The sequence below is a fragment of the Pseudomonas sp. genome, assembly GCF_049645325.1.
Taxonomy (GTDB): domain Bacteria; phylum Pseudomonadota; class Gammaproteobacteria; order Pseudomonadales; family Pseudomonadaceae; genus Aquipseudomonas.
Genome location: NZ_JBARTQ010000561.1, coordinates 1 through 19350 on the forward strand (window position 1 = coordinate 1; position 19350 = coordinate 19350).

The window sequence follows — 19350 nt, forward strand, 5'->3', positions numbered from 1 at the left end:
GCACTGACGCAGCCCCGCGAAAAACCGCGCACAGTTTACTGGCACGTCCCGCCCTTGTGGTGCGAGCCAGTGCCTCCCACCGGGTGCGTGCCCTTGGGGCATGCCGCCGCGAACATCGGGGTGACCATCAAGACCACCAGCAACCCAACCAACGACAGCTTTTTCATAACATCCTCCGTGACCATCACGACGCGTGATGGCACAAGGATATCACTCATCCGCAGCGGTCATCGCGCACTTATTGCGTCCAGGCCTTGGGCCCACTGAAAAACGCCTGCGCATTGCTGTCCAGCGTTTCCAGGTGGTACCCGCCTTCTTGCACGATGACACAGGGCAACCCCAGCGCGCGTATACGGTCCCCCAACCGCGCAAACCCTTCGCGCGTTACCGCGACTTTGCTTTGCGGGTCCAGTTCGTAAATGTCAAAACCCAGGGACAACACCAGCACCTGCGCCGAGAAGTCTTTCACCGCCGCCAGGGCCAATTCCAGCTGCTCGAAGAACACCGCTTCACTGGCACCGTGAGGCATCGGCAGGTTGAGGTTGAAGCCGTCGCCCCGCGCGCTGCCGCGCTCGTCGGCGAAACCCGCAACGCCGGGGTAGAAGTTGGTCGGGTCGCCGTGGATCGACACATACAGCACGTCATCACGGTCGTAGAAAATCTCCTGGATACCCTGGCCGTGGTGCATGTCGGTGTCGAGAACCGCGACGCGCTGGAAGCCTTCGCGCAGCACCTGCGCCGCAACCGCCGCATTGTTGATATAGCAGAAACCACCCGCCGCCTCGTGCCGGGCGTGATGGCCCGGCGGGCGGCACAACGCATAGGCGGCAGGCGCGCCATCGAGGATATCCCTGGCGGCGGCAACCGCGCTTTGCGCCGACCAATAGGCCGAGCGCCAAGTGAGCTCACCGACCGGGCAGCTGCCATCTGCGAGGTAACGCGCGGCTTGGGCGAGAATGCCGCGCAGCGCATTGGGCTCGCGCACGAATATGTTGGACATGACCTCGTCCCCCCAGTCTTCGGGGATTTCCTTCCAGCGCGGGTGCGCTTCCTCCAGAAAGGCCAGGTAGGGTGCGCCGTGCACGGCGAGCAAAGGTTCAAGGCCGTGGTCAGCCGGTGGCTGGATATCGAAGCCCAAGGTGCGCGCAGCCAACAGCAGGTTACGGGCGCGCTCGGGGACTTCCTGCGGCGTGCGCATCTGGCCGCGGGAGTAGTAGCTGCGCGGATGGTGCAGGAGTTGTTCGGGATGGAAAAACGTACGCATGCGATGCTCCTGGGTAATCACGGAACCGGTCAGGCTCTAGAGATAAGTCGTTAGTGGGCGCAGCCGGCGCGCTTCAACACGGCGTTGAGCAGAACATCGGTGCCTTGGCGCACATCCTCGGGCACCACATCTTCGGCTTCGTTATGGCTGAGGCCGCCGACACAGGGGATGAAAATCATCGCCGTCGGGCAGTAACGGGCCAGATGAATGGCATCGTGCCCGGCGCCGCTGACGATGCGTTGCTGGCTGTAGCCCAAAGCATCCACCGACGCTTGTACGCAGGCAACACAGTCGGCATCGAACGGTGTGGCCGGGCTGATCCAGTGCGGGCTGACAGTGACGTTCAGGCCGCGTTTCTCCGCGATGGCCTGCAGACGCGCGCGCACCTGTTGCTCCATGGCCTCAATGTCGGCGTCACGGTGATGGCGCAAATCGACAGTGAAGTTCAGCAGGCCTGGAATGGTGTTACGCGATGACTTGGCAATGCTCAATTCACCCACGGTGGTCAGGCCTTCGGGGGCGAAATCCGCCGCGAGGTTTTCCAGGGCCTGGATCATGTCGGCGGCGCCATACAGCGCATCCTTACGCAACGGCATCGGTGTGGTGCCGGCGTGCGCGGCAATGCCTTCGACGCGCACGTCGAGCCAGCGAATCGCCTGGCCGCCCGTGACCACGCCAATGCTCTTGGCGTTGTCTTCGAGGATCGGGCCCTGCTCGATATGCGCTTCGAAATACGCATCCACCTCGCCCCCCAGAGGGCGTTCGCCGTTGTAGCCGGTAGCGCGCAACGCGTCGGCCACGCTGAGGCCATCGACATCGGTCGTGGCCAAAGCCGTGTCCAGCGCCAAGCTGCCGGTGAACACCGCCGAGCCGAGCATGGCCGGGGTGAAACGGGCGCCCTCCTCGTTGGTCCACACCGCAATTTCCAGCGGCTTGCGGGTTTGAATGCCGTGATCGTCGAGGCTGCGCAGCACTTCCAGGCCGGCCAACACGCCATAGACGCCGTCGAAACGCCCGCCTTCAGGCTGGGTGTCGAGGTGGCTGCCCATCATCACCGGGGCCGCGTCGTTATCTGTACCGGCGCGACGGGCGAACAGGTTGCCGATGGCATCCACGCTCAGGGTCAGCCCGGCGGCGCGGCACCAGTGGCTGAACAGTTCGCGCCCGCCTTTGTCTTCGGCACTCAAGGCCAGGCGGCAACTGCCGCCGCGTGCGGTGGCACCGATTTCGGCCATGGCCATCAGGCTCGCCCACAGGCGCTCGCCATTGATCTTCAACATTGCGCAATCTCCCTCAAACACTGTGTGCCATTTCAAGACGATGAGCACTGGCGTGGCGACGCGACAGCGCCAGTACACAGACCAGCGAGACCGCCGCGATCAGGCTGTAAAACACTGCCATCGGCCACCATTGGCCCTGGTATTCATGCGCCAGCCATGTGCCGATCAACGGCGTGAGGCCACCGGCCAGCGCGCCGCACACCTGGTAAGCCAGGGAAATCGCGGTGTAGCGCACGCGGGTTTCAAACAGGCCGCTGACGAAGCCGGCGATCACCGCATAAAACGAGGCCATGCACACCACTGCCAGCGCGATGCCGAAGATGATCAACGGTGCCTGGCCACTGCTGACCAGCACGAACATCGGGTAAGGCGAGGCCATTGCCAATACGCTCATAGCGCACAGGAACCGTGTGGCGCCGACCTTTTCGGCAACCCAGGCCGCCAGGGGCTGGACGCAGAACTGGATGAGGGCGACGAAGAACAGGCACTCCAGAATCAGCGAGCGCGGCAGGCCCAGTTGCTGAGTGCTGTAGGCAATCATGAAGGTGTTGGTGAAATACACGCCGGCGATGCCCAGGGTGTTGGCGCCGATGCACAGCAGCAGCGGGCGCCAGGCGGTTTTCAGCACTTCGATCACCGGCGCCTGGTCTTTCTTGATCGCCCGCGCCTTTTCGGCGAGGACTTTTTCTTCGAGAAACTCCGGCGACTCGTTCACGCCCAGGCGAATGGCCAAGCCGACGATCAACAGCAGCGCACTGGCCAGGAACGGCACGCGCCAGCCCCAGCTCAACAAGGCCTCTTCCGGCAAACGGGTAACGGCGCTGAACGCCAGCAGCGACAGAATCAACCCCGCCGGGCTGCCCAACTGAGCAAAGGATGCAAAAAAGTTGCGACGGCCCTTCGGCGCATGCTCGCCGGCCATCAACACCGCCCCGCCCCACTCGCCGCCCACCGCGATGCCTTGCACCACGCGCAGCAGCACCAGCAGCACGGGCGCCGCGACGCCGATCTGGGCATAAGTCGGCAACAGCCCAATGCACACGGTGACCACGCCCATCATCACCAGAGTGATCACCAAGGATTTCTTGCGCCCGATACGGTCGCCGATATGCCCGAACACGATGCCGCCCAATGGCCGTGCAAAGAAGCCCACGGCAAAGGTGCCGAAGGCGGCCATGGTGCTGAACAGCTTGTCATCGGAGGGGAAAAACAGTTGGCCAAACACCAGCGCGGCGGCGGTGGCGTAAATGTAAAAGTCGTACCACTCGATCATGGTGCCGATAAAGGCGGCGGCCGCGGCACGGCGAGGCTGCGGCGAAGCGGAAGGCTTCATGGGGCTGGCTCCTTTGGTTATTTTTTTGGCAGGAGAACGTCGAACAGGTGCGCTCTGATGGCGCTTGCTAAGGGTGATTTATCGTCTTGGGGCTATGATTAGTCAATTTTCTATTTATTATTCCAATTATAAATCCTGCTTATTATTGGACGACACCGTGTCCGAATCCCGTCGCGATATTCACCCGCTGCTCAACGACCGCCTGGACTGGAACCTGCTGCGCACCTTCCGCGTGATCGGCCAGGAACTGAGCATCAGCCGCGCCGCCGCGCGTCTGCACCTGACCCAGCCAGCCATCAGCCAGGCGCTCAAGCGCCTGGAAGAACAGCTCGACTGCCACCTCATCGTCCGCCGCGGCCCGCGCTTTGTGCTGACCGAGGCCGGCGAGCAGATCTTCGCCATTGCCGGCGAAATGTATGGCCAGGTCTCGCAGATGAGCAACGCGCTGCAAAAGCCCGGTGATGAGGTGATCGGCAAGGTGCGTCTGCTGATGATCAGCCGTATCAACTCGGACACCTTCGACACCTTCCTCGCAGGCTTTCACCGCGAGCATCCCCGGGTGGATCTGGAGGTCGAGGTGATGCGCAGCTCCGACATCGTCGCCGCCCTCCTGGAAAAAACCGCGACCCTGGGCCTGAGCCTTAATCGTCGGCCACAGCCGCGCCTGGAACAGCACCTGTTCCTGCGCCAGCGCTATGCGTTTTTTTGCGGGCGGCACCACCCACTGTTCGGACGCAGTGGCCTGGCCGAGGGCGATTTGCAGTCGGAAAACTTCGTGAGTTTCACCAGTGACCAGATTGGCGGGATGCTCTCGCCCTTGACGATCTTTCGCGATCAGCAGGGTTTCGGCGGGCGGATCGTGGCGTCGTCTTCCAGCCTCGAAGAGGTACGGCGCTTGGTGATTGCCGGGTTTGGCTTGGGCTGTTTGCCGATCCATGTGGTGGCGGAGGATGTGCAGAACGGGTTGCTGTGGCGGCTACCGCCGGATGAGGGCATCGCAGATGTGGACATTCACCTGTTGTGGAACCGGGAGCAGAAAATGAGCCGGGCGGAGACGGTGTTTATCGAGAGCCTGTCGGCGTGCCTGGCCGACCAACCCTTGCCGTAAAGGTATTTAGCGATTTACCTGACACGCTTCACAGACGCTTCCTGAGGTGAAGGCCTTGAGGGGTTGGCGCTGGAGCAGATACAGCATTAGGTGCCGCAGGCTCAATACCTACCCAGACTTCGATGAGCACCGCCCAGAATAATTGGCGCGCTTTGCAAGTCATCTGGCGCCCTCTTGCTAGTGTAGGAACCCCCACCGTCGACCATCCTTCGTCATCCCAAACGACGAGGTGTTCACATGTCCAAGATCTGGTTTATCACCGGCAGTTCCCGTGGCCTTGGCCGCGCCATTACCGAGGCGGCTTTGCGTGCTGGCGATCGGGTGGTTGCTACCGCGCGCAATCCTCGCCAGCTGGATGACCTGGTCGCCGAATACGGCGATGCGGTTTACCCGTTGCCGCTGGACGTGACCGACAACACACAGGTCGTGCAGGCTGTCGATGCCGCCGTGGCGCACTTCGGCCGTCTGGATGTGGTGGTCAATAACGCCGGTTATGGTGACCTGGCATCGGTCGAAGACGTGACGCTGGAAGATTTCAAGGCGCAGATCGATACCAACTTCTATGGCGTGGTGCTGGTGAGCAAGGCCGTCGTGCCAGTGCTGCGCGCCCAGGGCAGCGGGCATATTTTTCAGGTATCGTCCTTGGGCGGGCGCATTGGCATGGCGGGCCTGGCGGCGTACCAGAGTGCAAAATGGGCGGTCGGCGGTTTTTCCACGGTGTTGGCGCAAGAGGTCGCGCCCCTGGGCGTGCAAGTGACCGTGCTGGAGCCGGGCGGCATGCGCACGGATTGGTCGGGCAGTTCCATGACGATTGCGCCGATCAGCGAGCCCTACCAGCAAACTGTCGGGGCACTGGTTCAACTGCTCAACTCGCCGGGTATTTTGCCCACCGGCCCGGCTCGGGTTGCCGAGATCGTGCTGGAGCTGGCCTTGAGCAAAGACGCGCCGCTGCGTCTGCTGATCGGCGCCGATGCCGTGCAATATGCGGCCAGGGCGGCAGAAGCCTTGGCTGCGTCCGACAAACACTGGCATGACCTCAGCGTGTCGGCCTCTGACTGATGTGATCGTGTGAAACCAAGGTGACCCATGTCTGACGCACGCCAATCGCGCTTCAACATCCCGGATGTGTTCTGGCAGGCCCTGAAAACCATCGGGCTGGAGCCGTCTGCGGTGTTGCGTCAGGCACGGCTACCCGTGACGCTCAACCTGCATGAGCGCCGGGACCGCCGCCAAGTGAGCACCGAGGAGTTCTTCCGCCTGTGGGACGCGGTGGGCGTGCTCAACCCCGACCCGGCGGCCGGCATCCAGCTGGTGACCCAACTGGACAGCGCCACCCTGCCACCTTCCAGTTTTGCGGCGTTTATAGCGCGCGACTTTCGTGATGGCTTGCAGCGCCTCGCCCGCTTCAAGCAACTGTGTACGCCAGAGCGTGTACACCTGAACGAAGAAGGGAATACCTGCACAGTCACCATCGATTGGCTGCGCACCCAAGAGCCTTCGCCTACCTTATTGATCGACGCGGCATTTGCCACGTTCGTCGAACTGGGTCGACGGGGCTGCGGGGTGCCTATCATCCCGCGCAGTGTCGAGCTGACGCGACCTGAAAGCGGCAGTAATGCCTTGGCCGACTTTTTCGGCTGCCGCGTACGCCACAATGCCGAACGTAATGCCCTGGTCTTCGACGCCGCCGATTTGAACCGGCCATTTCCCGGCCATAATCCCGAACTGCTGGAAATGTTGAACCCGGGGTTGGTAGCCGCACTGGCCGAAGCGACCGCGCCCTCCTCCGTCCGCCATCAGGTAAAAAATGCGCTCAAGCGCATCCTCGCCAGCGGACGTCCCGAGATGGCAGAGGTGGCGCGGGAAATGGGCTTGAGCGAACGCACGCTGCAGCGGCGTATTACCGAAGAAGGCACCAGCTTTCGCCAACTGATGCTGGAGACACGCCAGGAAGTGGTGCGTTTGCTGCTGAGCGAGCCGTCGATTGAAATAAACGAGATTGCCTGCCTGCTGGGTTACGAAGACACCAATTCGTTCTATCGAGCCTTTCGCACCTGGGAAGGCACTACGCCGGCTCGCTGGCGGGCGTCGCGGGCGCCGTCAACCCACTAGGGTCTTTTCAACACTGCCGGCCATGATCTGCAGGTCCTCAAACGGATTTCTGCCAATCAGCATGAAGCCATGGGCAGGGCTCGCCCAATACACCACATTCATGCCCCGGCGTTGTTCGTTTGCCATGGGCTGTGCGCCTTTCCAGCTGGCCGTGATGCACAGCGCCAACGGGCCGTGGCGGGGGTCGAGGTAGGTCAGTTGACCGATCAATACGCTGTCATAGTCGAGAATTTGTGCGCGCCGAAACTCGGCGCCGGGCAGGTGTACGGACGCAGGCGACAACGGCAAACCCAATTGCGCGCCCACGGAGCTGAGTTGGGCGAGGTGCAAGGCCGGGTCGTCGCTGAGGTTTTCCAGGGTCTGCGGCGTGTACAAGGCCATGTACTCAGCGACCGACGCGCGCCAGCCCTGGCCGGACTCCGCGCGCGGCCAGTTTATGAACAGGCGGTCGGCAACCACACCGGCTACCGCAAAACTTGCGGCGACGGCGAGAAAGCTACGTCGGCTGAACGTCGCTGGCTGTGTGGGAGGCAACGCCTTGAGCATCGCCTGCAGGCGTTCTGCGGGCGCGTGCTCCAGCACTGAATCGAATGCAACCTTGAATGGCATATCCGCACACTGCAATGCTTCCAGACGTGCGGCAAGCGCAGGGTCAGCATGTGCCTGATCAACGATGAGCCGGTGCTGTTCTGCATCCAGCTCGCCATCCAGATAAGCCACCAACAGCTCATCGGACGGTGCGTTAGTGTGGGTCATCGCCGCTCTCCGCTGGACTTTTCCGGCTGGGCTTTTGAGGGGGCCGTTTCTGCCAGCTTCAGGCGTGCGGCCGCCAACCGGCTCATCACCGTTCCCACCGGAATGTGCAGCACCTCGGCAATCTCCTTGTAGGAAAGCCCTTCTACATACGCCAGAAATACCGTCTCGCGTTGCGCTTCCGGCAGCCCGTTCACACGTTTGATTACCTGCGCGGCCAACACCTGCTCCTGAGCCTGGCTTTCGCCGTCAAAGGACAGTTCCTGTTCGGCATCGACAAACCCTTGCCCTTGCCTGACACGCTGCGAGCGCAGTTCGTTGAGCCATATCGAGTGCATGATCGCCAACAGCCAGCGATCCAGCCGCGTGCCGGACGCAAACTGCCCGGCACGCTCCAATGCGCGCACGCAGGTGGCCTGCACCAGGTCCTCGGCCACATGCTTTTGCCGCGACAACACCAGCCCATATCGCCATAAACGCGGCAACAACAGGCCCAACTCGCGACGAAACTCAGCCTCTCTGGTGATGGCTGCCCCCTGCCTGTTCACGCATCGGTTTTATGCCTGCGGCGCGGCGGCGATGGCTTCGGCCAGGTCTTCGTATTCTTCGCAGGTGGTGCTGCACAAGGCTTTGATTTTCACCAGTTGCTCTTGCGCCAGATCGACGCGGCCCTTGATCACGTAGGCTTCACCCAGGTATTCGCGAACCTGGGCGTAGTTGGGGTCCAGCGCGACCGATTTCAGGTAATAGCTGATGCCTTCATCGGTACGGCCGAGTTTGCGGGTGGCGTAACCACGGTAGTTGAGGGCCTTGGCGGTGTTCGGGTCTTGCAGGGTATCGAGCAGGGCCAACGCTTCGTCGTAGCGCCCGTCTTTGGCCAGGCGGTAGGCGTAATCGGTGCGGTCGGCATCCGAGGTGGCTTTACTGGTTTGCAGCACGCACTTGCCGGTCTTGGTGTCCCAGACCTGGCCTTTGGGGCAGTTGGGTTTGGGCGGCGCCGATTCATCGCCTGAGGCATGGGCTTGGCCTGCGAGCAACGCGGCGGCCAGGCAGGCCCCGTAAAACAGCGCCGTGCGATAGGTGACAGGGTGTTCGTGGCGGTTCTTCATGCTGGTCATGCTCCGTAACGGTAGGTGGGTACAGCAGCAATATTCATTTTTGAAGAGCGCCGGGCAGCATACGGCGCAAGGTGTTGTCGCCTACAACGTAGTGATGCCACAGCGCAGCCACGGCATGCAGGCCCGCCAGCACAATGATCGCCCAGGCCACATTGTTGTGCAGGCCGCCCAGGGTGCCGCGCCATTCGTGGTCAATCACCCACGGCGCCGGCACCGGGAACAAGCCGAAAAAATTGAAGGCCTCACCCTGAGCCCAACGAAACAGAAAGCCCAACACAATCTGCGCCAGCAACAACAGGTACAGGCAACCATGCGCCATTTTCGCGAGCAGGTTAAGCGCGGGGTGACTGTCGGCCTTTGGGCGATTGCCACCGGCGAGGCGCCAGATAATTCGCGCCGCAATCAGCACCGCCAAGGCGATCCCCAAGGAGATATGCACCGATTGCAGGCCCTTGCGCAGCGGTGTGCCCTTTTCGAGGTTTTCCCAGATGTGCGCGCTGGCGAACATGAAGATCACCACAGCGGCGGTCAGCCAGTGGAAGGTGCGGGTCAGGCGGTCATAGCGTTCGGCGGTGGTGTTCATGGGCGCTTCCTGGGTGGTCTGTGAGGTGAACACCGCAGCGCCATAGGATATTCGGTCGGGTGACAATTATTTATGCCGGGGTAGGCCGAGGCCGGCATAAACGAAAAAGCCCCGTGGCTCATTTGGCCACGGGGTCTTTCTATTTAAAGCGGTTTGGAACTCAGTTTCCGCGTTCTTTGTTGGCTTGGGAAAGCACCGAGGCGGCCAGGGCTTTTGTATCGTCGCTGTATTTGTCGCTGCCCAGCACCTTGCCCGCCTTTTCTTCCATCTCTGCACTGGTCTGCTTGTCGGTGCCCTTCTGGGCCAAGGCTGAAGCAGCCAGGCTTTTGGCAATTGTTGAGGAAGTGGCATTGTTAAGCGTTTCTGCCGCCAATGTCGCGATCTTGCCGGAGGTTTGCTTGGTGTTCTTGCTCATGATGCATTTCCTTTGCGGTGGGAGGCGCCCGATCGTGTGCGCAACCACAAAGTAATGAGTTGCGGGGGCTATCGCAACGCGTCGCCTGTAGGCAGGTTTTTGGAAGCTTGTACGAAAGGTGCATGGGCTCTGTAGTGCGTGCCAGAGCGTCGCATCGATTGCACTGATGATTACTATCGAAACGAGCGCCTGCCCGATTTTCAGTACTGATTCCTATAATCGCCTCCAAATTCCCTCCCCCTCGCCTGACTTCAAGCGACGTTCACCCTGGAACCCAACACCATGCCAAGTGCCAGCCAGGCCCCTCGCGGCCTCCCCGAACACAATGAACAGAGTGTCAAACAACAGTGGCTGGCGATTCTCTCCGTCGCCGTGGGCGCCTTCGCCCTGGTGACCAGTGAGTTTCTGCCGGTGGGCGTACTCAACGACGTCGCCAGCGACCTCGGCATCAGCGCCGGTCACGCCGGCCTGATGGTCACACTGCCCGGCATCATGGCCGCCCTCGCCGCGCCGTTGCTGTCGGTGATTATTGGCAGCATGGACCGCCGCTACCTGCTGATCGGCCTGACGCTGATCATGATCGTCGCCAACATGGTCGTGGCCTACGCCAGCGACTTCAGCCTGCTGTTGTTCGGCCGTGTGCTGCTGGGCATCAGCATCGGCGGCTTCTGGGCAACCGCGATTGCCCTGAGCGGTCGCCTGGCCCCCAAAGGCGTGGGCGTGGCGAAGGCCACCTCGATCATCATGATGGGCGTGACCCTGGCCACGGTCCTGGGCGTGCCAGTAGGCACCTGGCTGAGCGGCCTGATGGGCTGGCGCATGACGTTTTTGGTCACTGCACTGGTGGGCCTCCCCGTTCTTATGGCTCAAGTCCTGCTGCTGCCGACGCTTAAACCGGAAAAGGCCATTCTGGTCAGTGACCTGCCGGCTTTGTTTATCAACCCACGCGCTCGGGTCGGGTTGATCGCCGTATTGCTGATCGGCCTGGCGCACTTTGCTGCGTACACCTACGTCGCACCGTTCTTTAAAAACAGTTCCGGCTTCGACGGGCCGACGATTGGCTCACTGCTGCTGATGTTCGGCGTGGCGGGCGTGGCAGGTAACATTTTTGCCGGTTTCGCCGCCAACCGCAGCGTGCGTTACACCTTGTTGCTGGTCGCGCTGATGATCGGCACCAGCACCGCCCTGTTCCCCTACTTCGCCACCGGCCTGACCGGCGCAACCATGCTGATCGCCCTCTGGGGCTTCGCCTTCGGCGCCTTCCCGGCCTGCGCGAGCATCTGGATGTTTGTGGTAGCGCCCAAGGATGTCGAACGCGGCATGCCGCTGTTCGTCGCGCTGTTCCAGGTGATCATTGCCTTGGGCTCGTTCTTCGGCGGCCGGATCGTCGACCAACTCGGCACCTCGGTGCTGTTGAGCCTGGCCACCGCGTTGGTCGGCGTGGGTTTTGTCACGGTGCTGGTGCTGGGGCGGAATGTCAGCAATAGCCTGGCTGCGCAAGCTGCCTGACCGGAACGCGACCACTAAAAAGCCTGCTGAGCATTGAGCTCAGCAGGCTTTTTCAGTTTCAGGCAATGGTGATTATTGGCGTGGGGTTTCCACTGGGAAATTACGCTCCAGCACAGCGTCCATCAGCGACTGGGCATTCTCGATCAATTGCGCCAGGCCCATGATGACAGGTGACCGCGTGCTGCCTGGGTCCTCGGCGCATCGGTAGGCGATTTGAAGTGCGCTGGACAGGATTTCGGAGGCGTTGGCCAGGGCTTCTTCGGTGCCGACATCGGCGCCTACGTGGAAGATTTTACGCGGCTCGTCGTCGGAATTAGCTTTGACCTGATCAGTAGCGTCGGGGGTAATCTTTTTCATGATGCAGCTCCACGTTATGAAAAGGAGCTACCACGCCCTGCTGTCAAACAGGATTGGGTGGCAGCTGTACGCGGGTTGACAGACCGGAAACGTGGAAACCCGGCGCACCCGAAGGTGCCCCACGCACAGCCGCCATAACAGATGGGCACAGACAAAAAATCTGGAACCAAGCTTGGGGATGCACAGAGATCGCACGTTATTCGGCCTGTCAAAACCGGTCGCCATGAGGGCGACGGCGGAAGGTTAGCGTTCTGGTTCACCCAGCGCAACCCTGCACACCACTCAAAAAATGGGGAAGGGTCTGTACCTTTCCGCTGACACTCTTAATACCCCACCGCAGTGTTTTGCGCCTCTACGCCAACACCAGGGCGGCCTTGATTGTCGAGCTATCCAACCGTCTCAGCCAGCCACAACAATGCATACCGGTTAACTTCGCCTAATCCCACGACCGAAACAGAATCCTCATACGTAACAGGCTAGCGATTACGCACGGAAATACATGGGTTATCTCTTCAAGATTGAGTCCCAGCTAATTTGAGATAGCCATCGCTGATGCCCTCCCTGACTGACGGTCCCTTCAATCGCTTTTTTATGCATACAAAGTATGCATAATGAAAACGCTCCGGATTCAATATGACGAAGAAAAAAACATTACCAATCAGCAGAAGCACAAGGGCATAAACCTGGCTGACGCGGAACCGGTCTTTTACGACGAGGCAGCCTTGACGATACAAGACCACGATCACGGCGAAGAACGCTGGGTCAGTGTGGGCACAGACGCAAAGGGTCGTGTGCTGGTGGTTGCTTATACCTACCGCGATCCAAATTTCGTGCGCATCATCAGCGCCAGGCTCGCATCCAAAAATGAACGGCGCCAGTATAGGGAGGGTTGAACCATGAAAAACGAATACGATTTCAGCAACGGCAAGCGCGGCGCGATTGCTGGCAGCAAAGGCAAGACCCGTATCACTATCATGCTGGACGACGCAGTCATCGAGTCCGCCCGCGCGCGTGCAGAAAATGCCGGTACGGGCTATCAGACAGTGATAAACAACATCCTGCGCCAAGTGCTGGTCTCTCAGGACGCTCACGACCTGACGCCAACGCCAAAGAAGCGAGCCAAAATGCTGCAGATCCTCAATAACGGGATCAGCCAATCCGAAGTCGAGGCGCTTGAGCAGCAACTGATCGCTGTCGCCGGCGAGTTGAATCGCGTACTGGGCACACCCAGGACGGTCAAGTCCAAAGTTAAGGCAGCTCTGTAAGGACTACCTTCAGAAGTCGCCATGGGACATATTGGTTTGAGAGCCGGAGTCGAAAACGAAAAAGCCCCGTAGCTTATTCAGCTACGGGGCTTTTTCTATGTAATGGCGGAGAGATAGGGATTCGAACCCTAGGTACCGGTGAAGGTACAACGGATTTCGAATCCGTCCCATTCGGCCACTCTGGCATCTCTCCAACGGCGCGCATCATAACAGTGTGTTTCGCGGAAGCAAACCCCAAATGCGATTTTTTTCCGTGCTATCAGATGCTTGCGTCGATTAAAGCGGTACGCCCAGACGGTTGGCGACTTCTTCGTAGGCTTCGATGACATCACCGAGGCCTTGGCGGAAGCGGTCTTTGTCCATCTTCTTCTTGGTAGCCTTGTCCCACAGGCGGCAGCCGTCAGGGCTGAATTCGTCGCCCAGGACGATGGAGCCGTCGTGGAACACGCCGAACTCCAGCTTGAAGTCGACCAGCAGCAGGCCAGCGTCGTCGAACAGCTTGCTCAGCACGTCGTTGACCTTGAGGGACAACGCCTTCATGCGCGCCAGTTGCTCGGCGGTGCCCCAGCCGAACGCCACAACGTGGGATTCGTTGATGAACGGGTCGCCCTTGGCGTCGTCCTTCAGGAACAGCTCGAACGTGTAAGGGTTGAGCTTGAGGCCCTCTTCCACGCCCAGGCGCTTGACTAGGCTGCCGGCAGCGTAGTTACGCACAACGCATTCAACCGGGATCATGTCGAGCTTCTTGACCAGGCATTCGTTGTCGCCCAGCAGTTTGTCGAATTGGGTCGGAATGCCGGCCGCTTCGAGTTTCTGCATGATGAAGGCGTTGAACTTGTTGTTCACCATGCCCTTGCGATCAAGTTGTTCGATGCGCTTGCCGTCGAACGCCGAGGTGTCGTTGCGAAACAGCAGGATCAGGCGGTTGGCGTCGTCGGTCTTGTATACCGACTTGGCTTTGCCGCGGTAGAGTTCTTCACGTTTTTCCATGATGGGCTCCGCTTGCTAAATGGTGGGCTAGGCGATGTGTCGCCAGTCGAGCCCTGAATCTTGATCGGCCAGTTGCAGCCAGTCCGGGTCGCACCCAAGAGTGTCGACAAAACATTGCCGGGCCAGCTGCGGCAGGTTGTTCTTGCTGCTCAGGTGGGCCAGGACCAGGTGTTGCAAGTCTTGCCAGCCCAACTCATACACCAGGTACGCCGCCTGGTGGTTGTTCAAATGTCCAAATTGGCCGCCTACCCGCTGCTTGAGAAAGGTCGGGTAGTGACCGCGCGCCAGCAGGTCCCGGCAGTGGTTGGACTCGATCATCAAGGCATCGAGGTCGCGGTAACCGTCCAGTACCTTGGCACAGTAGGAACCCAGGTCGGTGAGCACGCCGAAACGCCGCTCACCGTCACTGAATACGTACTGTGTCGGTTCCTGGGCGTCGTGGGCCACGGCAATCACATCAATGCTCAGGGCACCGATTTGCAGTTGCTCACCACCGGCCAGGAAACCTGCGGGCTCAATGGGTTTGCGCATCCCGCGCAAGGTACCGCGACTCAGGTACACCGGCAGATTGTAGCGCCGAGACAGCAAACCCACGCCATGCACGTGGTCGGCATGTTCGTGGGTCACCAGAATCGCGCTCAGCTGCGCGGGGTTAACCCCCAGGCGCAGCAGGCGTCGCTCGGTTTCTTTTAACGAGAAACCACAATCCACCAGGACGTACGTGTCGTCATGAGCGACCAGCGTGCCGTTCCCTTGGCTACCGCTGCCGAGAACGGCAAAACGCATCGGATCAGCCCAGGTTGTCCTGAATCACGCCCAACACTTTGCGCGCTGTTTCAGCCGGCGCAACGGTGTTGATGTTTTTCTCGACGGTGACTTGAACGCTTTCGCCCACCTTGCTCAAACGAACCTGGTAACGCTCGGCACGGGTTTCAACTTCTTCCTTGGTCGGCGCGCTGCCGAACAATTTGCTGAAGAAACCTGGCTCTTCGTCTTTCTTCACGGCCTTCTCGGCCACGTTGATGTAGTACAGGCCCAGGCTGCGGTTGATGTCTTCAACACGCCATGGACCTTGCTCCAGTGCGCGGCCAACGCTGGCCCAGGCACGGTCGAGGTCTTCACCCAGGTTCAGGACCACGTTGCCGCTGCCGTCTTCGGTGAGGCTGACGCGGTTAGGCGTGTCGTAATCACGTGCGGCGAGCAGGGAAACCGAACCGCCCTTCTCGGAGATACGGCTCATGCTGGCCAGCATTTCGTCGACCAGCGCGGCGTCAACGCCCATGTTGACCGAGCGCGGGGTGAAATCGACGTTGGCAGTGCTGCCGACAGGACGCTCGGCGCTGACCACATACACTTCACTGGTGTTGCGCTGCACGCCGGGCTCGATGCGCACACGCACACGGGCTTCGCTGTCAGCAGCGACACCGCCGGCCTGCAGGCGCTGGGCCATGTTGGCGGACAGTTCGCTGCCGCGTTGCCAGGCCGTGGTGAACTCACCGGTCTGCAGGCGTTGCTGGTCAATGCGGAAGCCGTTGTCCTGGAAGAACTGCAACGCCACCGGCCAGACTTCGGCAGGCGGGCGTTGAGCGATGATCCAGCGGTTGTCGCCGCTCTTCTGCAGGCTGTAGTCGCTGACATTCGCCACGGCCGAGATCGGCTGTGGACGCGGCACCACGTACTCACCCTTGGCAGTGTCGTCGGCGACATTGCGTGGAATCGGCAACAACGGGTCAAGGCGCTTGGCGACATTGACGTCCGGCGGCAACTGCATCGGTTTGGTTGCTTGTGCTTCCAGGTAATCGCTGCCGCGGTCACGGAAGTAGCCATCCGGGCCCCAAATCCAACCGCAGCCACTGGTGCTGGAGATAATCAAGGCAAGTGCGGAAAGTCCGGCCAATCGCTTCATGCGTAGTGCTTCCTCAATTAAACCAGGACGCCGGACTGGCGCAGGGCCTGTCGCAGCGGTTCGTGACAGGCTTCGCTGAGGCGGGTGAGCGGCAGACGGATACCGTCCGGCATCAGGCCCATCTCAAACAGCGCCCATTTCACGGGAATAGGGTTGGATTCGATAAACAGTGTCTTGTTGAGCGGCATCAGCTTCTCGTGGATCGCGCGGGCGGTCACGGCGTCACCGGCGATGGCGGCGGCGCACAGTTCGCTCATGGCGCGCGGGGCCACGTTGGCAGTCACGGAAATGTTGCCCTTGCCGCCCAGCAGGATCAGCTCGACAGCGGTGGCGTCGTCACCGGAATACACCAGGAAGTCGCTGCTCACGCCGGCCAGGATGTCCTTGGCGCGCTGCAGGTCGCCGGTGGCTTCCTTGATGCCGATGATGTTCGGCACGGTGGACAGGCGGATCACGGTCGCAGCCTGCATGTCGCACGCGGTGCGGCCAGGAACGTTGTAGAGGATCTGCGGGATATCAACCGCTTCGGCGATGGTGCGGAAGTGCTGGTACAAGCCTTCCTGGGTCGGCTTGTTGTAGTACGGGGTCACCAGCAGGCAGGCGTCGGCGCCGGCCTTCTTGGCGTTTTTGGTCAGCTCGATCGCTTCACGCGTCGAGTTGGCGCCCGTACCGGCGATCACGGCAATACGGCCCGCGACGCGCTTGACCACAAACTCTATCACCTGGATGTGTTCTTCCACATCGAGGGTGGCCGATTCACCTGTGGTGCCGACCGCCACGATGGCGTTGGTGCCCTCTTGCAGGTGGAAGTCCACCAGTTTGCCCAGGCTATCCCAGTCGAGATGACCTTGTGCATCCATGGGTGTGACCAGTGCCACCATACTGCCCGCAATCATGCAACCGCTCCTGCCGGAAAAAGAGAGCCGTAATGGTACTGGCGCCAAGATGCTTGTACAAGCGAAGTACCGCGTGAGGATGCGTTCTGCACCAACTAAACGACGGGCAATGCCATCATCGGGCCAAAGCCCGGCTTGAAGCACGCTGAAATCAGACCGATCACGTAATGAAAACGCCACCTCCTAGCCCTTGGCGACGCTTTTCGCTACCCTTCATCCTTTGATCGATACAGCCCACACGGTATCGACCGCTCATCGCTTTAGGAAGGCTGCATGTCCACCCCCACAGTTCGCGAACAATTCCTTGTTATCAGTGCCCTCGGCGCCAACCCCATGGAGCTGACCAACGTCCTGTGCCGCGCCAGCCATGAGAACCGCTGCGCCGTCGTGACCTCCCGCCTGACCCGCCACGGCGAGTGCAGTGCGCTGGTGCTGCAGATTTCCGGCAGCTGGGACGCCCTGGCGCGCCTCGAAACCGGCCTGCCTGGCTTGGCGAAGAAACATAACTTCACCGTCAACGTGGTGCGCAGCGCCGCGCTGGAAAACCGTCCGCAGGCGCTGCCTTATGTGGCGTATGTCAGCTCGGCCTACCGCTCGGACATCGTCAACGAGCTGTGCCAGTTCTTCATCGACCATAACGTCGAGCTGGAAAACCTGACCTGCGACACCTACCAGGCCCCGCAAACCGGCGGCACCATGCTCAACGCCACGTTTACCGTGACTTTGCCTGCGGGCGTGCAGATCAGTTGGCTGCGTGACCAGTTCCTGGATTTCGCCGATGCGCTGAACCTCGACGCATTGATCGAGCCGTGGCGCCCACAGAACCCAATGTAAGGAAGTTTTCATGGCTGTAGTCATCGACACACCGGTAGCCGACTTCGAAGCCCAGGCCACCAGCGGGCAAACCTTCAGCCTCGCCGGCCTCAAGGGCAAGCAGGTGGTGATCTACTTCTACCCGAAGGACAGCACGCCGGGCTGCACCACGGAGGGCCAGGGTTTCCGTGACCACTACGCCGCGTTCAAGGCTGCCAACACCGAAGTGTTCGGCGTGTCGCGCGACAGCGTCAAATCCCACGAGAACTTCAAGGGCAAGCAGGCATTTCCCTTCGAGCTGATCAGCGACAAGGACGAAGCGGTTTGCCAGCTGTTTGATGTAATCAAGCTGAAGAAGCTGTACGGCAAGGAATACCTGGGTGTGGATCGCAGCACCTTCCTGATCGACAAGCATGGCGTGCTGCGCCAGGAATGGCGCGGCGTGAAAGTGCCAGGGCATGTGGATGCTGTGCTCGCAGCGGCCCAGGCTTTGAACAAGGCCTGAGGTGTAGCGTGAGCGGGCTGGCCCGCTCACCACAACAACACGTTACAACAAAGGCGCGACCACCGGCTCTTGCCGCGGCCACGCATCCAGCACTGCCTTGAACAGCGTTGCCAGCGGGATCGCAAAGAACACGCCCCAGAATCCCCACAGCCCACCAAACAACAACACTGCGCAGATAATCGCCACCGGGTGTAGGTTGACGGCCTCCGAGAACAACAGCGGCACGAGCACGTTGCCATCCAGGGTCTGGATAATGCCGTACACCGCCATCAAGTAGATGAACTGGTCGCTCCAGCCCCACTGGAACAACGCGATCAACATCACCGGCACCGTCACCACCACCGCGCCGACATATGGCACCACCACCGACACGCCCACCAGCAACGCCAGCAGCGCCGCGTAGTTCAGCCCGAGCGCAACAAAAGCGATGTAGGTGACGCCGCCACAAATAACAATTTCGATGACCTTGCCACGGATGTAGTTGGCAATCTGCCGGTTCATTTCCTCCGCCACACGGGTAATCAGCGCCCGCTCACGTGGCAGGTAGCCGCGCACCCAGCGGCCAATCATTGCGCGATCCTTGAGGAAGAAAAACACCAGGATCGGCACCAGCACCAGGTAGATCATGATGTTGACCAGCAACGGCAGGCTCGACAGCGAAAACGTCAGCGCCCATTGCCCGAACTTTCCGATTTCGCCGCGCGCGACTTCGATGGCCTGCAGCACCTGCTCATCCGACACCAGGTGCGGATAGCGCTCGGGCAGTAGCAGCAACAACGATTGCCACTTGGCGAGCATGCCGGGCAACTCGTTGAACAGCGTGATCAACTGATGCCATAGCAGTGGCAACACCACCACAATGAACACCACCAACACGCCCATGAACAGGGCAAACACCAGCCCCACCGCCACGGCACCCGGCAGGCGCAGGCGTTCCAGGGTGGTGACCAAACCTTGCATCAAGTACGCCAGCACCATCCCCGCCAGTACTGGCGCAAGCATGCCGCCCAAGGTGAGCACGGCGGTAAACGCCAGGATCAGCAGGACCGCCAGCACCACGGCTTCCTCGTCAGAGAAGTAGCGCTGGATCCAGTCTCGTAACACTTTGAACATCAATCAACCTCGGGTGGTGGGGCAAACGAT

General features: G+C 60.7%; 23 protein-coding genes and 1 tRNA gene. 8 read left to right on the forward strand and 16 right to left on the reverse strand.

Annotated elements, in window-relative coordinates:
* Nucleotides 1-35: 35 nt before the first annotated feature.
* The 4 genes from WBB95_RS23475 to WBB95_RS23490 form a co-directional block, all read right to left on the reverse strand.
* Nucleotides 36-167 carry a hypothetical protein gene (locus tag WBB95_RS23475; protein ID WP_256586935.1) on the reverse strand — a complete coding sequence of 44 codons (132 nt, stop codon included), beginning with the start codon at nucleotides 165-167 and terminating at the stop codon, nucleotides 36-38.
* A gap of 71 nt (nucleotides 168-238) precedes the next feature.
* Nucleotides 239-1264, reverse strand: a complete 1026-nt coding sequence (locus WBB95_RS23480; RefSeq protein ID WP_424489737.1) for a histone deacetylase family protein — start codon at nucleotides 1262-1264, stop codon at nucleotides 239-241.
* 50 nt (nucleotides 1265-1314) lie between these two features.
* Nucleotides 1315-2544: a Zn-dependent hydrolase gene (locus WBB95_RS23485; protein WP_424489738.1), complete on the reverse strand. Its 1230-nt coding sequence runs from the start codon at nucleotides 2542-2544 to the stop codon at nucleotides 1315-1317.
* Nucleotides 2545-2557: 13 nt separating this feature from the next.
* Entirely contained in the window at nucleotides 2558-3877 is a 1320-nt protein-coding gene (locus WBB95_RS23490; RefSeq protein ID WP_424489739.1) for an MFS transporter, read from the reverse strand.
* A gap of 157 nt (nucleotides 3878-4034) precedes the next feature.
* Between WBB95_RS23490 and WBB95_RS23495 the strand changes: the two genes are divergently transcribed.
* From WBB95_RS23495 to WBB95_RS23505, 3 genes are all read left to right on the forward strand, one after another.
* Nucleotides 4035-4985 carry a LysR family transcriptional regulator gene (locus tag WBB95_RS23495; RefSeq protein WP_424489740.1) on the forward strand — a complete coding sequence of 317 codons (951 nt, stop codon included), beginning with the start codon at nucleotides 4035-4037 and terminating at the stop codon, nucleotides 4983-4985.
* A 237-nt stretch (nucleotides 4986-5222) separates the two neighbouring features.
* Nucleotides 5223-6044, forward strand: coding sequence for an SDR family NAD(P)-dependent oxidoreductase (locus WBB95_RS23500; RefSeq protein WP_424489741.1), 822 nt, complete (start codon nucleotides 5223-5225; stop codon nucleotides 6042-6044).
* A gap of 27 nt (nucleotides 6045-6071) precedes the next feature.
* Complete coding sequence (locus WBB95_RS23505; RefSeq protein ID WP_424489742.1) at nucleotides 6072-7097, forward strand: AraC family transcriptional regulator ligand-binding domain-containing protein; 1026 nt, start codon at nucleotides 6072-6074, stop codon at nucleotides 7095-7097.
* Here the strand turns inward: WBB95_RS23505 and WBB95_RS23510 are convergent.
* The 5 genes from WBB95_RS23510 to WBB95_RS23530 all read right to left on the reverse strand — a co-directional run bounded on the left by WBB95_RS23510 (nucleotide 7086) and on the right by WBB95_RS23530 (nucleotide 9966).
* Nucleotides 7086-7853 carry an anti-sigma factor family protein gene (locus WBB95_RS23510; protein ID WP_424489743.1) on the reverse strand — a complete coding sequence of 256 codons (768 nt, stop codon included), beginning with the start codon at nucleotides 7851-7853 and terminating at the stop codon, nucleotides 7086-7088. The genes WBB95_RS23505 and WBB95_RS23510 overlap by 12 nt on opposite strands.
* Nucleotides 7850-8347, reverse strand: a complete 498-nt coding sequence (locus tag WBB95_RS23515; RefSeq protein ID WP_424489762.1) for an RNA polymerase sigma factor — start codon at nucleotides 8345-8347, stop codon at nucleotides 7850-7852. The genes WBB95_RS23510 and WBB95_RS23515 overlap by 4 nt, the downstream gene beginning before the upstream one ends.
* A 60-nt stretch (nucleotides 8348-8407) precedes the next feature.
* Nucleotides 8408-8959, reverse strand: coding sequence for a tetratricopeptide repeat protein (locus tag WBB95_RS23520; RefSeq protein WP_424489744.1), 552 nt, complete (start codon nucleotides 8957-8959; stop codon nucleotides 8408-8410).
* Nucleotides 8960-9002: 43 nt separating this feature from the next.
* Complete coding sequence (locus WBB95_RS23525; protein ID WP_424489745.1) at nucleotides 9003-9551, reverse strand: cytochrome b; 549 nt, start codon at nucleotides 9549-9551, stop codon at nucleotides 9003-9005.
* 160 nt (nucleotides 9552-9711) lie between these two features.
* On the reverse strand, nucleotides 9712-9966 hold the full coding sequence (locus WBB95_RS23530) for a hypothetical protein (RefSeq protein ID WP_424489746.1): 255 nt from the start codon (nucleotides 9964-9966) through the stop codon (nucleotides 9712-9714).
* Nucleotides 9967-10248: 282 nt separating this feature from the next.
* Between WBB95_RS23530 and WBB95_RS23535 the strand changes: the two genes are divergently transcribed.
* Nucleotides 10249-11475 carry an MFS transporter gene (locus WBB95_RS23535; protein ID WP_424489747.1) on the forward strand — a complete coding sequence of 409 codons (1227 nt, stop codon included), beginning with the start codon at nucleotides 10249-10251 and terminating at the stop codon, nucleotides 11473-11475.
* Between the two features lie 72 nt (nucleotides 11476-11547).
* On the opposite strand, the gene WBB95_RS23540 is transcribed toward WBB95_RS23535, so the two are convergent.
* The gene (locus WBB95_RS23540) at nucleotides 11548-11832 is read right to left on the reverse strand and encodes a DUF6124 family protein (protein WP_424489748.1); all 285 of its coding nucleotides are present in this window, start codon (nucleotides 11830-11832) and stop codon (nucleotides 11548-11550) included.
* Nucleotides 11833-12443: 611 nt separating this feature from the next.
* On the opposite strand from WBB95_RS23540, the gene WBB95_RS23545 reads away from it, so the two are divergent.
* Together WBB95_RS23545 and WBB95_RS23550 are read left to right on the forward strand one after the other, a co-directional pair.
* Complete coding sequence (locus tag WBB95_RS23545; protein ID WP_424489749.1) at nucleotides 12444-12725, forward strand: BrnT family toxin; 282 nt, start codon at nucleotides 12444-12446, stop codon at nucleotides 12723-12725.
* 3 nt (nucleotides 12726-12728) lie between these two features.
* The gene (locus tag WBB95_RS23550) at nucleotides 12729-13097 is read left to right on the forward strand and encodes a BrnA antitoxin family protein (protein ID WP_424489750.1); all 369 of its coding nucleotides are present in this window, start codon (nucleotides 12729-12731) and stop codon (nucleotides 13095-13097) included.
* Between the two features lie 103 nt (nucleotides 13098-13200).
* Here WBB95_RS23550 and WBB95_RS23555 read toward each other — a convergent pair.
* The 5 genes from WBB95_RS23555 to dapA all read right to left on the reverse strand — a co-directional run bounded on the left by WBB95_RS23555 (nucleotide 13201) and on the right by dapA (nucleotide 16889).
* A tRNA-Ser gene (locus tag WBB95_RS23555) sits at nucleotides 13201-13290 on the reverse strand.
* Between the two features lie 83 nt (nucleotides 13291-13373).
* Nucleotides 13374-14087 carry a phosphoribosylaminoimidazolesuccinocarboxamide synthase gene (gene purC / locus WBB95_RS23560; protein ID WP_424489751.1) on the reverse strand — a complete coding sequence of 238 codons (714 nt, stop codon included), beginning with the start codon at nucleotides 14085-14087 and terminating at the stop codon, nucleotides 13374-13376.
* A gap of 27 nt (nucleotides 14088-14114) precedes the next feature.
* Nucleotides 14115-14873 (reverse strand): MBL fold metallo-hydrolase, encoded by a 759-nt coding sequence (locus WBB95_RS23565; RefSeq protein WP_424489752.1) that lies wholly within the window; start codon nucleotides 14871-14873, stop codon nucleotides 14115-14117.
* Nucleotides 14874-14877: 4 nt separating this feature from the next.
* Nucleotides 14878-15993, reverse strand: coding sequence for an outer membrane protein assembly factor BamC (bamC, locus tag WBB95_RS23570; protein WP_424489753.1), 1116 nt, complete (start codon nucleotides 15991-15993; stop codon nucleotides 14878-14880).
* Between the two features lie 17 nt (nucleotides 15994-16010).
* Nucleotides 16011-16889, reverse strand: a complete 879-nt coding sequence (gene dapA / locus WBB95_RS23575; protein ID WP_424489754.1) for a 4-hydroxy-tetrahydrodipicolinate synthase — start codon at nucleotides 16887-16889, stop codon at nucleotides 16011-16013.
* A gap of 273 nt (nucleotides 16890-17162) precedes the next feature.
* On the opposite strand from dapA, the gene WBB95_RS23580 reads away from it, so the two are divergent.
* Complete coding sequence (locus WBB95_RS23580) at nucleotides 17163-17723, forward strand: glycine cleavage system protein R (RefSeq protein WP_017137336.1); 561 nt, start codon at nucleotides 17163-17165, stop codon at nucleotides 17721-17723.
* Nucleotides 17724-17733: 10 nt separating this feature from the next.
* On the forward strand, nucleotides 17734-18207 hold the full coding sequence (locus tag WBB95_RS23585; RefSeq protein WP_424489755.1) for a peroxiredoxin: 474 nt from the start codon (nucleotides 17734-17736) through the stop codon (nucleotides 18205-18207).
* Nucleotides 18208-18249: 42 nt separating this feature from the next.
* On the opposite strand, the gene WBB95_RS23590 is transcribed toward WBB95_RS23585, so the two are convergent.
* Nucleotides 18250-19320 (reverse strand): AI-2E family transporter, encoded by a 1071-nt coding sequence (locus WBB95_RS23590; protein ID WP_424489756.1) that lies wholly within the window; start codon nucleotides 19318-19320, stop codon nucleotides 18250-18252.
* Between the last annotated feature and the right edge of the window lie 30 nt (nucleotides 19321-19350).